11 protein-coding genes and 1 pseudogene are annotated in these 16,589 nt (G+C 30.7%); 3 read left to right on the top strand and 9 right to left on the bottom strand.

The window, feature by feature from the left end; translation table 11 throughout:
• Positions 1 to 41: 41 nt before the first annotated feature.
• Both ACSVDA_RS14275 and ACSVDA_RS14280 read right to left on the bottom strand, forming a co-directional pair.
• Positions 42 to 2,588 (bottom strand): hypothetical protein, encoded by a 2,547-nt coding sequence (locus tag ACSVDA_RS14275; RefSeq protein WP_485884108.1) that lies wholly within the window; start codon positions 2,586 to 2,588, stop codon positions 42 to 44.
• Positions 2,589 to 3,043: 455 nt separating this feature from the next.
• On the bottom strand, positions 3,044 to 3,904 hold the full coding sequence (locus ACSVDA_RS14280) for a LysR family transcriptional regulator (RefSeq protein ID WP_485884109.1): 861 nt from the start codon (positions 3,902 to 3,904) through the stop codon (positions 3,044 to 3,046).
• Positions 3,905 to 4,602: 698 nt separating this feature from the next.
• Between ACSVDA_RS14280 and ACSVDA_RS14285 the strand changes: the two genes are divergently transcribed.
• From ACSVDA_RS14285 to ACSVDA_RS14295, 3 genes are all read left to right on the top strand, one after another.
• Positions 4,603 to 4,707, top strand: coding sequence for a class III lanthipeptide (locus ACSVDA_RS14285; RefSeq protein WP_485884110.1), 105 nt, complete (start codon positions 4,603 to 4,605; stop codon positions 4,705 to 4,707).
• Positions 4,708 to 5,239: 532 nt separating this feature from the next.
• Complete coding sequence (gene lanKC / locus ACSVDA_RS14290; RefSeq protein WP_485884111.1) at positions 5,240 to 7,960, top strand: class III lanthionine synthetase LanKC; 2,721 nt, start codon at positions 5,240 to 5,242, stop codon at positions 7,958 to 7,960.
• A 328-nt stretch (positions 7,961 to 8,288) separates the two neighbouring features.
• A complete protein-coding gene (locus ACSVDA_RS14295) occupies positions 8,289 to 9,596 on the top strand; it encodes an MFS transporter (RefSeq protein ID WP_485884112.1) in 1,308 nt (435 codons plus the stop codon).
• A 386-nt stretch (positions 9,597 to 9,982) separates the two neighbouring features.
• Here ACSVDA_RS14295 and ACSVDA_RS14300 read toward each other — a convergent pair whose 3' ends face one another.
• The 7 genes and pseudogenes from ACSVDA_RS14300 to ACSVDA_RS14330 form a co-directional block, all read right to left on the bottom strand.
• Positions 9,983 to 11,002 (bottom strand): hypothetical protein, encoded by a 1,020-nt coding sequence (locus ACSVDA_RS14300; protein WP_485884113.1) that lies wholly within the window; start codon positions 11,000 to 11,002, stop codon positions 9,983 to 9,985.
• 469 nt (positions 11,003 to 11,471) lie between these two features.
• Complete coding sequence (locus ACSVDA_RS14305; protein WP_485884114.1) at positions 11,472 to 12,152, bottom strand: Crp/Fnr family transcriptional regulator; 681 nt, start codon at positions 12,150 to 12,152, stop codon at positions 11,472 to 11,474.
• Between the two features lie 505 nt (positions 12,153 to 12,657).
• On the bottom strand, positions 12,658 to 13,242 hold the full coding sequence (locus ACSVDA_RS14310; protein WP_485884115.1) for a succinate dehydrogenase/fumarate reductase transmembrane subunit: 585 nt from the start codon (positions 13,240 to 13,242) through the stop codon (positions 12,658 to 12,660).
• A 33-nt stretch (positions 13,243 to 13,275) separates the two neighbouring features.
• Entirely contained in the window at positions 13,276 to 13,857 is a 582-nt protein-coding gene (locus ACSVDA_RS14315) for an NAD(P)H-dependent oxidoreductase (protein ID WP_485884116.1), read from the bottom strand.
• 19 nt (positions 13,858 to 13,876) lie between these two features.
• A complete protein-coding gene (locus ACSVDA_RS14320) occupies positions 13,877 to 14,287 on the bottom strand; it encodes a hypothetical protein (RefSeq protein WP_485884117.1) in 411 nt (136 codons plus the stop codon).
• Positions 14,288 to 14,509: 222 nt separating this feature from the next.
• Positions 14,510 to 14,891: pseudogene (locus ACSVDA_RS14325) on the bottom strand (carboxymuconolactone decarboxylase family protein).
• Positions 14,892 to 15,267: 376 nt separating this feature from the next.
• Positions 15,268 to 15,774, bottom strand: coding sequence for an Rrf2 family transcriptional regulator (locus ACSVDA_RS14330; protein WP_485884118.1), 507 nt, complete (start codon positions 15,772 to 15,774; stop codon positions 15,268 to 15,270).
• Positions 15,775 to 16,589 lie beyond the last annotated feature (815 nt).

Below are 16,589 nucleotides of genomic sequence, written 5' to 3' on the forward strand. Positions count from 1 at the left end.
TGTAAACTATCTCTTTCTTGTGTTATAGATCTTCAACTTATTTAGCCTCTATGAACAATTATTTCGTATACTGTACCATCGGTAGTTTCAATTTCAAATTTATTTTCCCCTAATAATAAATCTACTGATACTTTTTCAGCTGCCTGTACTACAATTTCATTATTAATGGTTATATCACTGTTAGGATAAAATGTTAAAATATCTGTATGAGCATTTACAGTTACTGGATATGGAATAGGAAAATACATAGTCTTAGTAAAGCCTGTTTCAGACTCTTCGAAAATAAGGTTCATTCTCAAATCTACTTCCATTGTTTGCTCATCGTTTATGTTTTCAATACTATTAATTAGCATTGATTTTTGCTCTGAGAGACCTAAACTATCTAAAGATTCAACAACTTCTTGTGCTCTTTCAACTAGTTCACTAATATTATCTACATTTTTAATACTTGCATAAAATTCATCTGATTCCCAATTGTGTTTATCAATTGTATTTGCCATTTCTAACTCTTTACTAAAAATTTCTGCTTCAGTTTTAGCTATGACAATATTAATTGTATCCAAGGTTCCCTTATATTTATTAGTATCATTTGTTATATTGCGGTATTCATAAAAATCTTGTAATGTTTTCTGTGCATCCTTTACATCATATAAGCTATTCAAGTAAGCATTTCTTAACGAAGCGTTTTGAAGACTTCCATCTTTATCAATACCATAATAGTCTCTTTCAGCTAATTTAAAATAACTTTCTAGTAGGAAATATTGGAATTCTAATCTCTTTTCCTTTAGAACTTTAATATCGTCTACGAGTGTAAGTAACACACTTTCATCCGTTATTTCTTCCAAAGCCTTTTCTGCTTCAAGTAAAGCCTTTGATGCAGCTTGTACAGGTTTTTTATTTCCATTTACAAAAGCAAGTACACTACGCATATCTATATTTTTTATAACTGCCACTTTGTCACTAAACAGTTGAATTTGCGCCTCTTGGCCTCCTGTGCCTGGCTCTTCAACTCCTGTACCAGGCTCTTGACCTTCCAATACAATTGCTGCTTGTTCAATAGCAGTTATTAAATTTGTAATAGATTCTGAATCAGGAGCTAATAAATCTGAAGAATCTACTAAATCTTCTGCTATAGCAATTGTAGTATCCAACCCTTCTACCATATGCTTAACTTTGTCCTCTGTAGAACTATGGCGATGATCAATATAATCCTGGATTCTTAAATTTAAAACTTTGGCAAATAAATCAACTTTAGCTTCTTGTATCATTTTATTTATACTTTGTAATTCAGCAACAAAGTCATTATTTTCAATGCTATATTCCGTATAAAATGCTTCTAGATCTTGAACCTTTTCTGCTGAAGAAATAATTGATTGCTGTAATTGTGAATATGATCCTAATGGATTCGTATGATCACGATATTCCTCAATATTTCCTTCAACAATGGTTAAGTCGTTAGCATTATTGAACTTTTCCAAGTTCCCAACTAACATGTTCTTTTCAAATGAGACTCTTTGTTGCTTTAGGAATTGAATAGATTCAATCATCTCCTGTTGTTGTAACAAATCTTCATCCGTATTCTCTAAAATACTTAATTGTTTTTCTGCATTTTCTAGAACAACATTTGCAGATTCTAGATCATATTGAGCATTCCAATCGAAATCCTTAACTTGTTGCACGGCTTTTAAAAATAGTGATGCTGGGGCATCGTCAGTTTGATTATTAAATAACTTAATGCTTTCTTCAGCTTGACTTATTCTATTTTCTAGTGAAGCTTTACTAGCATTTTCTTCGTCAAATAATATATCAGGAAGCTGTGACACAGCTGTGTATGCAATTGATAACGCCTCATTTGCAGCACTAAGATTAGCATCGGTTAAAGTTTGTACTTCCTTTTCTAATTTCAAGACTGCTAGCGTTGCTTCCGCTTCTTGTAAATAATTTTTAAAATTTGTTAATGCTTCATTTGATATATCATTGTCTTCATAAAAAACTTCTAAATGATTTAAAGCATTACTGTAATTATTAATAAGTTCATTTACACTACTAATTAATTCACTGTCAATGGTAGAACTTCCGTTAATCTCCACAAACTTATCGACTAAGGCACTGCGTGTTTCAGATACTCTTTTTTGTAAAGTGTCCCTTTCTTGCGCTATAGGATCTGCTCTTACTACTATAAGTTCGAATATCGTACCATTATTAGTTTCGATTTTAAATTTATTTTCTCCAACATCTAAATCTACCGTAAAAGATTCACCAGCGTTAACCGGAACATTATTAATTGTTAAATCTGAGTTTGTACTAATTGATAAAATATCAAAATTAGCACTAACACCAAATGGAATTGAAAGTGGATTTGTTATTGACCTAAATAGCTCACTTGTAATACCTGTTAGAGATTCTGTAGCAAAAAGTTCAATATTCACACCGTCTTCTATTTCCATTGAATGCTCGCTTGCTTGTAACCTTTGTTCTACGATTTGATTTGCTTGTGAAGAAAAATCTTCAGCTTGTACGTTTTGTGTTACTGGGATTGAAAGAATTAATCCAGCTATTAATGAATTTCTTATTTTTTTCTTGTTCATTTAGATCCTCTCCTGATTATTATTTTATTAAAACGAAGACAAGGTTGATTAGGTAACTGGTTACGAGTTTGATAGTTTACTAAGGATGATTTATCCTTTCTAGAAATTTACGAACTTAGTATAAGGGATTTTAAAATTAGCTTGTGATGACATCTGTCATGGATAATTTTGGATTATATATGAAGAATGTTTATTTTAAGAAAGATATTATTTAAAAATATAAAGACGGAACTAGATAAATTTAGGAATAAAAAATTAAACAGGCGCGGAATCGGTTTTAAATTGTTAAATAACTGAGGAAAGTAGGGATGCATATTGTTTATTCACTTCCCCCTTTGCACGCTGTCCTTCTTTAATAAGGACAATAATGTTAAACAGTTGACATACCATTGTATTTTATTGAAATTAGCCTAGTTCTTTTGTAGTATTTTCTGTTCATCAGAATAAGTTATTAATCAATTTATTAATATTTCTCGTAACTTTAGTATAGTTGTTGGGATCGATTTAGAAGCCTTAATAGCTATTCCAATTGTCCTATGTAAACTTAGGTGGAAAGGTGCAGTATATACGATATTTGTATTAGGTATCATTAATTCTTGTATAATACCTATCCCTATTCCACAACGCACCATATTAATGATTGAATTCACATTATTCACCATAAATTGTTTGTTCAATGCAATGTTACTTTGATTAATTAACCTACTCATAGGTCCATTTTCTCCTTCTTGTAAGAGGATAATAGGTTCTGAAATGATTTTATCTAATGAAGGCTCTGATTCTTGACAAAGGGGATGATCGTGTGGCAGAACTAAGAAGTAACCGTCCTTTTTTAAAATTGAAACATCTAGAGTTGTATTATTTACTGGTAAGAATACAGTCCCTAAATCAATAGTCTCATTGGAAATCCAATTCACTACCTCCTCGTGACTTCCTTCCCAGATTTCAATATCAATTACAGGAAAATTTTGCTGAAACTTTTTTAACCTACTCAAAAAGAATTCGTTTATAGTATGGTTCAAAAAGCCTATACGTATCTTTTTACTATTCCCACTATTAATCTTTACTATTTCCTCATTCATTTGTTTAATCTCAATTAAAATTTTTTTTGCATAATTTTGCATTCGTTCTCCATTTTTCGTGATTTTAATTCCTGAACGATCTCTACTAAATAGTTTAAATCCCAAGCTCTCCTCCAAATTTGAAATAGAGTGACTTACCGCTGATTGACTCAATCCGACTATTTCTCCAGCTTTTGTAAAGTTATTAGTTTCTGTAACTGTAAGAAAGATTTCTAACTGAACAATTGTAACCATTAATGTCCTCCCCTATTCCACAACTGATGATTGCTTATAGCTTTGTACTTAACATCAGTGAAAACTGACTTGCACCACCTTTTTATTACTAATTAGTGTAATATATGGTTTTATATTTGTAGCTGACATATGTCATTTTGAAACAAAGGTTGTTAATTGTTCACATGAATAGACTTGTTCTAGTATGAGAAATTATTAAAGCATGAACAAAGCTCATGCCTATAATTAATAACATTCATTTCACAAATTTTCTGATTATTTGTAGAATGATGTCAGATACCAATTGAATCTACTTTTCAAAAGTGGTATCGATAAAAAGTAAAGTAAATATTAGTTTAGGAGGTGAAACTCTATGCCAAAAGTACTTAATTTACAAAGTATGGAAGTTCGTAATAACTTTGATACTGCAGACTCTATTAGTGTTACATCATGTGATCATCATAGCTGTAATTAATTTTTTAAAAAGTTCTATTCAGTTTTTTTAAAATATTCGATGGAACATTTAAGATAAAGGAGGTGTAGCTGTATGACAAATGTACTTAATTTACAAAGCATGGAAGTTCGTAATAACTTTGATACTGCAGACTCTATTAGTGTTACATCATGCGATCATCATAGCTGTAATTAATTTTTTCAAATAAATCTATTCAAATTTTAATTGAACCATAGAACATTTAACATAAAGGAGGTGAAACTCTATGCCAAACATTCTTAAATTACAAAGCATGGAAGTTCGTAATAATCGCTCTTCTGCAGACTCTATTAGTGTTACATCATGTGATTCCCATAGCTGTAATGATTAATTTTAAATAAATAATTTAGAATTAAATGAACCATAGAACATTTAACATAAAGGAGGTGAAATTCTATGCCAAACGTTCTTAATTTACAAAGCATGGAAGTTCGTAATAACTTTGATACTGCAGACTCTATTAGTGTTACATCATGCGATCATCATAGCTGTAATTAATTTTTTCAAATAAATCTATTTAAATTTTAATTGAATCATAGAACATTTAACGTAAAGGAGGTGAAACTCTATGCCAAACGTTCTTATTTTACAAAACATGGAAGTTCGTAATAACTTTGATACTGCAGACTCTATAAGTCTTACATCATGTGATACCCATAGCTGCAATTAAAAGCTCACAACAAAATATTCAGGAGCTCTAGAAAAGCTCCTGAATAACTATACTATTAGTTACTAATGTCTAACATAAAAAATGTCAAAGATTAGAACAGCATACCATAAATCGTTCTATCAAATTCAAAACACTCCCCTTATCGTTATACTTTATCTAATTAGAGTGTCAAATTGAACAGGAGGGAAAACAATTGGGAATTGATAAAACTTCTCAAAATTATCGATATTTAAGATTTCATGACCACCATTATGAATCTTCATTATTTTTCCACCCAAATGATGAGTTATTAAAAATTGTTCGTGCTCTTATTCCTATCAATTGGACTATTAGTCGAAAGGATGTTTGGTTTCATGCGAAGCCACTTAAAATCACCAATATGCCATTTCAAGGGTGGAAAATCCATATATCTGCAACACAGATAAACTGTGATGATATATTACAAAAAGCAGTACCAATATTAATATCATCAAATATTAATTTTAAATTTTTAGTTGATAAAAGTATTGTCAATTTTTCCAATAGTAAAACTCAAGCCAGGGGGTCTAGTGGAAAGTTTATAACAATTTATCCAAACAGTGAAGAAGAGTTTAAAGAAATAATTGAACAACTATACTTAGCCCTTAAAGACTTTAACGGTCCTTATATTTTGTCAGATATGAGATACAAAGACTCTAATGTTGTTTATTATCGATATGGCGCTTTTAAAGAAATAAAAACGGTTAATGTTCATGGTGAGCAAGAGTATAAAATAATGAGTCCTGATGGTGAGTTAATTCCTGATAACCGATACCCTTTCTATAATCTTCCTGATTGGATTAATGATCCATTTAAAGATGATGATAAGGTAAATAACACAGATCATACTATTAAGAACGGAAGATATAGAATTGAGAAAGTGATCCAATTTTCAAATACCGGGGGTATATATGAAGGAACCGACCTTAATTCAAACAAAAGAGTACTAATAAAAGAAGCTAGACCACACACCTCTGTCTTTAAAGATGGGAGTGATGCAGTTGCAAGGTTAGAGAAAGAATACAAAGTATTAAAAGAAATGGAAAGTATAGGAATAACCCCTAAACCAATCGACTTGGTACAAGAATGGGAGCATTTATTCTTAATTGAAGAATTTATTGATGGAACAAACCTTGCACCATTTGTTACAAGAAACACTCCATTTAGATTAGTTAATCCGACAAATGATGTTATCCAAAGTTATGTGTCTATGGTGAAAAATATATGGTTGCAAATTTTAAACGGAGTTAATGAATTTCATAAAAGAAACATAATCATAGGTGATTTATCGAGTGTGAATGTGATGGTGTGTGAGAATGATTCTATCGATATCCGATTTATTGATTTTGAAGGAGCATGGAAACCAGGATCTGATCAACCTTCAGAAATTAGAACACCAGGATACTCTTCTAAATTTGACGATTACAATAACAAAGGTACTTCAAGCGATATTTATGCGGTTGGAGCTATTATGCTATCTACATTATTTCCTATGAATCAATTATTAGAGCTTGACCAATCTAAAAATGAAGTTTTTATTAATAAATTAGGTAGAACCTTAGGGTTACCTAAATCTATATTATCTCTAATAAAGAAATGTATGGATGATGTACCAAATAACAGACCATCTTTAAAAGAAATAGAAAAATCAATTCTAGAATTAACTACAGACAAAGAGACACATCTTCCAGATAATAATAAAAGTAACATTCCCGAGCACCAACTTACATTAAATAAAATCATAAGTTATGTTGAAGAACATTCAGACTACCATAGAAGTGACAGACTTTTTCCTTCTGACCTAAACGTCTTTAGAACAAACCCACTAAGCCTAGCACACGGGGCTGTAGGTGTAGGTTATGCACTTTCAAAAATAAAAGGAGAAGTTCCCAGTTCAATAAAGTCGTGGATTCTAATGAAAAATATTAGTAATGACACCTATTCTCCGGGTTTATATCTAGGTTTATCTGGAATTGCATGGGGACTATGGGATATTGGCTTAGAAGAAAGAGCTATACAAGTTCTAACTAATGCACTTGACCATAAATTACTGTTCACTCAAGCGGAGCTTTATAGTGGAGCATCTGGTGTAGGCTTATCCTGCCTTTACTTTTATAATAATACATCAAATCAATATTGGTTAGATAATGCTGTGAAAATAGGAAATTGGTTAAATAATTCTAAAAATGAAGATTCAAATGGAAATTACTATTGGTTGGATCATTCAGGAGATATATGGACTGGTTATGCAAAAGGATCTGCTGGAATTTCTCTTTTTCTTTTGTATCTATCGGAAATAACGGGGCAAAAAAATTACCTAGAACTAGGAGCCAGAGCGCTTGAATTTGAAATCTCCCACTTAGAGAAGTCAGAAGAAGGCTTTTCAATACTAAGAAGAGGTACATTAAATGAAGGAGAGAATAGAGAAAATGTTTTAAGTCATTATTGGCTTGACGGGAGTGCAGGTGTAGCAACAACTATACTTAGATACTGGATGGTAACAAAACAAAATAAATATAAGGAAGTCGCTTATAGCTTGTTAGATGATGCAAAAAGGAGCATCACAATCTTTCCTAATTTATTTAGAGGTCTATCTGGTCTAGGTAATGTTTTATTAGATGCCTATGAAATCTTTGAAGATAACAGCTTTCTTTATGAAGCAAATAAGGTTGCAGAAGGTGTAGACCTTTTTAAAATTGAACGCCCTGAAGGGATTGTTTTTCCAGGAGATAAATTATTGAGGGCTTCTACAGATCTCGCAACAGGCTCTACAGGTATTGCACTTTTTCTTCATAGATTGATACAAGCGAAAATGGGGAAACAAACTACTAATTTAAATTTCACACTAGATGAATTGATAGGAGTTCGTTCAAAAACCACTCTCACAAAACTCTAAAAATATCTAACATGTTTCAGTTTCTTTTTCTAATTAAAAAACGTTATTATGATGTATAAGTTTAGTTTCTCATACGCTCTAATAGAACTTCAACTAATTTCCTACATACTTCTGAATCAAGTTTCTTAGGATTATGAAGGAACTTTTTAAATGAGTAGATTCTTTTTAGCAAAACTATTTTCCTAAAAAGAATCTACAAAATATATATTTACATTTGAATACTAAGAGCTATAATACCAACAATTTAAAAATAAAGAAAAAATGAGTCATTTTTTCTAGAAATAAAATGTAATGGTTAAAAGAGGATTGGCTGTATGACATATTTTATATGTGGAAGGAAGTCAAAATCATGATAGGTAAAACTAAAAACAAAGATTTACTAACTTCACAACTATGGAGAAATAAACCATTAATGATTATTTGGACTGGTGAAGCAATTTCAATTATGGGTGACACTTTTTTCAGTCTAGCAGTTATGTGGGTTATATACGAACAAAGTCAATCTGTGTTTCAAAGTGCATTAGTAGGAGTGATATGGCACATTTCAGGTGCAGTTTTCTCGCCAATTGCTGGTGCTTTGGCAGATTTTATTAATAGAAAGAAATTGTTAGTGACTATTCATCTTTTATCTGGATCAGTTACATTTATTGTTGCAATTAATGTAATTATTAATGGATACTTACCTCTTTGGCAAGCGTTCTTATCAATTTTTGTTTTAAATGCACTTTCCATATTTTCTAACCCCGTTCAAGCTTCTTTGTTACCAGACTTAGTAAGCAGTAAGCAACTATTAAGTGCGGCAGGAGTTTTTACTACACTATCAAGATTATCTGCACTTTTAGGTAATGTGTTAGCTGGGTTTGTTATAGCATTTGTAGGAAGTGGATGGGCTTTATCTATAGACTCCTTCTCATTTTTTGTAGTTGCATTTTGTATGTGGATAGCTAAAATTCCAAATGCACATAAACCTCAAATAAAGCAGTCTTCAAATAGAAAAAATTTCAAATTAATAACTAGTATTGTTCAGGGAGGAAGATATATAAGAAGAGATAATCTATTAAAATCTATTGTCTTACTTATATTACTCCTTAACCTTGCTTCCTTTATCGGACCATTATATCCTGCACTAGTAAGCGATCAACTAAATGGTGGAGCTTCTATTTTTGGAATGATTCAAGTAGTGTCTTTGCTTGGAGGGATTGCGGGTGGATTATTATCTGGATTAATCGGTAAGAAGTTTAGAGCCGGGAGCTTAACTTTACTGGGTTGGTTACTAGCTGGGTTATGTACAATTGGGATAGGAATTTCTAATATAACAATTATCACTATGCTGTTGTTATTCATAAGAACTTTATTTATTACTATTAGTTCTGTTACTCTATATACCATACAAATGTCTTTAGTTTCTTCTCAATATAGAGGAAGAGTCGACGGTTTGCTAAAAAGTTTTGCCACAATTGCAATACCCCTCAGCACCCTTATTGCTGGTTGGTTCGGTGATTTTTTTGGTATACAAATTCTTTTTATTATATCCGGTGTATGGATAGCACTAGTGTCATTCTTAGGATTTCTAATACCTCACTTTAGAGAAGCAACGATAACAGACACTAAGACATCTGTTTCCGTTTCAAATTAAAATGTTTATTACACATTAATAAAAGCTACTTCTTATTATTATATGCTCAATTATTTTTAACGGTTTTCAATGTAGATCAAGTCAACAATCGTATAAATGACATATCATTCTCTAATCTATTGCATGTAGTCTGCAATCAAAAGTTAACTAATTTACTCTATAATCTCTTTTATTTTTTATATGTTTCTATTAGATATTCAAAGGATGTATTAGACATTTTTTCTAATTGGTTTAATATTTAATTCCACCCTTTAACTAACATTTAAGAAACATTAAAAACGCTCAGAATTTAGTCTGAGCGTTTTTAACTTTAATAGAATATTCTTTTCAGCACCTAGAATCTGTAATAATTCTTCTACTGAAATTAGCAACTCTAGAAGGAAATGTTAGTTAATTTGGTTGTTATTTTTATCTAGAACAACAATTTCAAAAATCTCATTTGCATCAATACTTAACTTCTCTTCCCCCATATAGGCAAGAAATTCGTTTGCTTCTAGAACAAATTGATTAACTATAGGGTCCTGTAAAAAATCACTAATTATTGTTTCAATTTCACTTCCTAATTTTTGCGCATTTTCATCTTCATAAAGTACAGATGTTTTTACAGAAACTTGAGAAGGATTGATCTCTGACCAGGAGATATTAGCTATCTTTAGCTCTTTACTCTTATTTGATAGTCCTTCATTTAGTGTAGATTCCATTTTTAAATAAATGTCCTTCACAGCATGTTCTTTTACATCAAACCTTTGTACTTCAACTATTAATGGATCTAAAAAACCATTTTTTAGCACAATATCTTGAAACAATTCCTTGACATCCAAGTCATTTCTTTCATCATTATCAGAAATCCCTAGGGTAATCATGCTATACTTGTGGTTGTCACTAAAAGTGGTGCCATACCTCCAAATTTTATGATTTTCCAATATTTCTTGAAGGACATCATCTATCACAGTATTTTCATCTTGAATCTCACTATCAATTTTAACAGGTTCATCTATATATTCTTTTCTAAATAATGTAATATCGAATCCTTCATAGTCATAGGCATTTAAGATATTTTCAATACTTTTGATTACTTCACCTTTGATTTCATATATAGTCTGCTCAGGAGCTACAACTGCAACTTTTACATATTTGCCCGTTACTGAAAAATTTTCCACACGCCCTTCAAGGCTATTCATCTTTAAAGTGTCTTTAGTCTCATCAAATACCTCATCCCACATTTTAGGCCTTACTTCAGTTTGTTCATTATAAATGTTGCTTAAGTAGTTTTTTTCGATACTTTTAGTTGTTATTTTCTCTAAATCTCTATTTTCACTTTCAGTTATTTTTATAAATCCCATTGTTAACCCTATTAAAAGTAGTAACAACAATAAAGTAGTTCTAATCAACCTTGTTTTAGTCACTTTTTTCTCTCCTTTACTGGTGTGTTTAATTAAATGTATTTTCTCCAACAGAGTATATTGAATTATACTAACTCCTATGTATACGATTGTAATCTATTGTTTTAGTTTTACAGCTGACATATGTCATGTTTTATAACTTTGGTAATAATTTGACTTAAGGTAATGTGAGGGACTTAATTATAATTAAGAGGTTAGAAATTAACAATACTGTCCATGATGCTTAGAAATTATGATTTGGGAATAGAAAAAGTAAAGCGAATAATAATTCCATCTGTTATTATTCGCTCTACTTACTAAAAGGCACTCTAGGGCATCCTGTAGGGTAGTATTAAGTACAAATTTTTAAGGAAATTATTTGCACTGTAAATAAATTGGGCTATCAATACGAGGAACATGTTGAGAGTGATTTTTAATTTGTATTAAATTCAATAAAAGCTTTCATGTTAGCCACTAGAAATTTTTGTTCATACTAATATAAATTAGCTATTTCCTCTATTTTTTTATCATTAATCACTAACAACTTCCCTTTTTCTTTACTAAGAATATTATTACTTTTCCACTTTTCTAATACACGAAACAAATGTCTAGTACTTGTACCAAGAAGGTTTGCTAGTTCATGAATTGTTAACATATTTAATTGGTCTAGTTCTCCTTGAGACGTTTTTGCCTTTAATATTAAACTCGCTAAACGTTCCTCTAACGAGTTATATACATAGTCTTTCTTTGATTCAATCGATTCATATAACTTCACAGCTAAACTATAATTAAGTAAATTTACAAGGTCGGGATTATAGTTTAGTTTTTGTGAAGAAAGTTCAGTGTAGGGAACCCTAAGTAAATAGCATCTTGAACTAGCTTGATAATAACTAGAAGAGGGTTTTTTCGTAATCAATTCCATTTCTCCAAATATCATCCCAGATTTCAAATATCCATGAAAGCAATTATTCCCATTACTATGGATACTGTAAACTTTCACAAAACCTGTCACCAATACATATAAATAGTTATGATTTTCATTTATGTTAATAATCATATCACCTTTTTCAACTAAGAAAAACTGGTACGAAGAGATGAGATTCTTAATTTGTTGGTTATAGATTTTTTTATTAATTAGCGATTCTATTACCTTTTCATTATCGACTTTTCTCATTTATTTCTACCCTCCTACTTCAAGGGAGTTGTACCCTTTGGAAATTATAAGACAAAAAGATTAATATAGTACTTGACTACTTTTATATCGTAAGCTTTGTTAATTTGGGTAAACTTCAAGTACATATTCTAATAAAAATCTTTCTTATATATATGATATTGGTATTGTAAAATGAAGCTCCAACTGATTCGATAGCTTTTTCTTACTTGACTCTTACACTTTTGTAAGAAAGAATTTTATTAATCTTAAGGGCACCTTACATATCTATGAACTGAACTTTTAGAAAAATAAATATACCACCTGTATAAAAATCTTAATGAAATAATTGCTTTAACCTAGATATTATATACACCATTTCGTTGGTCATTTTTTCTATATCCTTGTCCTAATTTCTTTTACTCATCGATAAGCACCCCCCTTTGTATAAATAAATGGAGGTGCATCTTTCATTTATATAGAAGTATTACCTAGCATGGCACAACACCTCAAAAGGTTTTGATTATCGTTAAGTCAACTGGATATAAAAACTATAATAAGCATGAATCCCTAAATATGTCACAATAAAAAATGCTATCAACCCTACTAACAATGCTACCTTTTGCGCGTTTGTTGTTACAGTTATTCCCCAAGTTATTAAAAAAGAACGTATTCCGTTTCCAAAATGATAGGCTGCTGATAATATTCCAAGAATATATACTGGTGTCATCCACGGTCTTGAAAAGTCGCTCCAAAATGATTTTAAATAGTAGTGTTGAATAAGATGGTATATGATAAATAATAAAAGAGTTGTCCCAGTAATGTGCTGAAAGAAATATAGGATATTTGATGTGAATCTATTAAACCTAACATTGTGCTTGCTTTTAGTAACAAGGTAAATTCCAGTAGCACCATGCAATATAATTGGAATATAAATAAATACAATTTCGATTAATAACATTAAGGGAAAATCTTTTGATATTGTTAATTTTTCAAAATAAATTTCCATTCCTCTAGTTGCATACCAATTAATATAAAGATGGTGTATTAAAAAGACACTTAGAGGAAATGCTCCTAATATTGAATGCAATCTTTTAATTGAATAGAAATTCATCTCAATCCCCCAGTTAGCAAGTATGCAATAGGCCTAGCCCTTAGTTCTACCTAACTGTTCTATTTTTTCTATCCAATGTTCTCTCTTATCATTAGAGAATTCCTTTACTGACCCGATTTGGGTAACTTTCACTGGTTTAACTCCACAGTATTCTAAGGTCATCTTTTTCATTGCATTAATACCAGGAGAGCTGTACATGAATTTGTAAAACCATGGTGGTGTATCCATTGTTACAATCAATCTACCCGTCTTTCCTTTGAGTAGCTTGTCTGGAAATTTAGCTCCTTTTGGATACTTAAATCCAAAGCCAGGGAGCAGAGCTCTATCAAAAAAACCTTTGAAACTCGCTGGTAGCGACCCCCACCAAGTTGGAAAAACAAAAACGATATGGTCAGCCCATTTTAAATATTGTTGACCTTTTACCAAATCATCTTCTAATTCCATTACTACATTGTAGCCATGCTTTAAATTAGTCTTAAAATCCATATCACCTATTCGTAAATAACGTACGTCAGCTCCACTTGCCTTCGCTCCTTTAACATAACTATCTGCTAAAGCTCCACAATAACTATTGTTATCAGGATGACCTAGAAATACTAATATCTTTTCTGCCATTTTACATCCTCCTCATTTATTATGATTTTTTCAATTTTTTAATCTTTGACAAACCTAGAAAGCCAACAATTATTCCATATAGTTCAGTAACTGTCAGTAAAATTGCAGAAGCTTGAAAGGCAACTAGCCAATAGCTAAATTCTCTTGGGTACGATATATTATCTGGCCCACTCACCAAATAATGGTATGATCCTCCGAACAAAAATGCACCTAACATTGAAAATAATAAAATTAACAAACCGATCTTATATTTTTTCGTTATAATTAAAAACCCAGCTATTAAAGGTAGCAATAAAATTACCGAAACAATATACGCATTTTGCCATACAAGCATATTAATTGCTAAAACTGTATGTGCTGTTGCATGAACTAGTACAACAACAAAATGCAACAATGTCGATATCGCAGTATGCTTTCTTATATTTTTCATGTTAATCCTCACCTAGTTTAATTTAGTTTTTCTAAGATAATCACATGAACACTCTTTAAGTGGTAAGGAAAGAGCTATATACTGTTTTACCCCTACCCCATCTCTACCATTACAGAGTAATTTTTATCAGGTGGAGTAGATATTCCACTTGATTGCGTAAGGGTTCAGACTTTATTACTTCCCATCCATTGGCATCATTCTTGTAGATATAGCAATTCGATTTCATGCATTTATTGTACAATCGCCATAATAAGTTCAGAAATTTCCTTTTCAGGATAATATTTCTTCACTTCATTAAAAACTACATCAGGTACGTGATTTTCTGATATTAATGTAATTGACTCTGTTAATGCTAATACTGATACTGATCTTTCCTTATCAGAATAAAAATTTGTTTCTCACCATGCTTAGAGCATATATTCTCGCTTCTGTCTCTCCATTTTTTCTAGCATCTCTCGTACATATCAATACAAAATGCACATCCGATAATTTCCGAAGCACGGATTTTAATAAGCTCTAAAGTTGTTTTGTCAATTGACATATTAGTAACATACCCCTCTAAAACACACATAGCTTCAAATGCTCCTGGTTCAACATCTCCCATTTCAAATCTTGTTTTTGATCATTAAACACCTCTTCTTAAAATATAATTTAGATAAGTGTTATCTATAATTGGAATTAAAAAAATTTAACCAAAACAACTTTGTATATAAAACTAATTAATAAAAGCGAGATTGTATTACCTCAATAAAATATGATGTTTTTGCTCAATACACCTTTTATAGATAACCCTTATCTGGATTATACATATTATTACTCGTACATGTCAACACCCATTAAAAATTGTTAATTTCTTTAAAATTCCATAAAGAAAAAACATAAAAAAACTTAGTTAAGGATTGTCTAAGAAGACAAATTAACTAAGTTATATATTTATATATGATGTTAAAAAGTTGTTAAATTAACCCGTACTCATTAAATCAAGATTTCATCTGCTCTACAAACCATTCTTCAGTTTTTTTAATCTCTTCAGATGGTAATTCCTGGTCTAATGTATCTTTTAACCATAAAAGACTTTTACTTTTTAAATAGTCTCTCATATAATTCTCAGCTTCTAACATTGTAATATTTATTCGACAAGGTATCTCTTCTGAACAACAACCGCCTTCAATTTTTGCTTCATTAAAAAGATGTTTATCAACTATTCTCTTACATTGAAATAATGGTTTTTCACCCTCAATAGCTCTAACCACATCCCAAAAGCTAATATTTTCTGGTCGTTGTGTTAAAATATATCCGCCTTTCACACCTGTACTTGAAGTAATAATATCTGATTTTACTAACTTTGTGAAAATTTTGGACAAATATGTTTCAGATAACCCTTGGAGCTTTGCTAAATCCTTAATACCAATAGGTCCGACCTTTGAGGTTGAACATAAATACACTAAGCTATGAAGTGCATACTCAACACCTACGCTGTATTGCATCAGCATTTCTCCTTTATAGATAACGATTGTCTACATTGTATAAATTCTTTCTATATGAAGTCAATAAATACGTACAATTTCATCATTCTAAAAATTCTATACAAGACTGTAGAGCCAAGTTAAGAAAAGAAACACTAGCTTTTAGCAACGTGTATTGTAAACTTGCTTAAAATTATTATTCAACTCAAGATATCATCAATTATTTAAGAATTCCCAATATTAATATATAAAGCATCGCCATAATTAAAACAAAATTAAGGAAGTAATAATCAAAGATGAAACTTATTATTAGAACTGGTAGCCAAAACATACAAATAACAGAAACAAATTTAATATAAATAATTGCTTCTGTGGATGATTTTGGTTCTCCTCTATATAAAATACTTCTTCCAAATAATATACTTTCATGTGAATGCAAAAAAATCCAAATTAACAAACCATATATTGGAATTAGCGAGGTGAAAAATATAATAGTTTTATTAGTAATGTCTTCCATAAATAATCTACACCTATAATTCAGTTTATTTCAATATCCACTCACTTTTTTTCCAAAGCAGTAGAAATTTCTTCAATATACTCATTCCCCAAGACATTAACATCATTTAATAATTCGATGATATTCAGTCTATGATCTTTAGAAACTTCAACTTATTAGATTCACTTTTCAGTTATGCTGAATGATTAAAAGAGAGAAAATAGAGTGTAGAGAAAAATTTCTTTTTTCTCTACACTCCTCTTTTCTTGTGGGTTTATAGAATATCAGAATGAATAGTTGGTGTAAAATGTATTTTCTAGTACTAAACCCTTTAAAATAT

Origin of the sequence: Cytobacillus sp. Hm23 (assembly GCF_051842895.1) — a bacterium.
Taxonomy (GTDB): Bacteria; Bacillota; Bacilli; order Bacillales; family SM2101; genus Nanhaiella.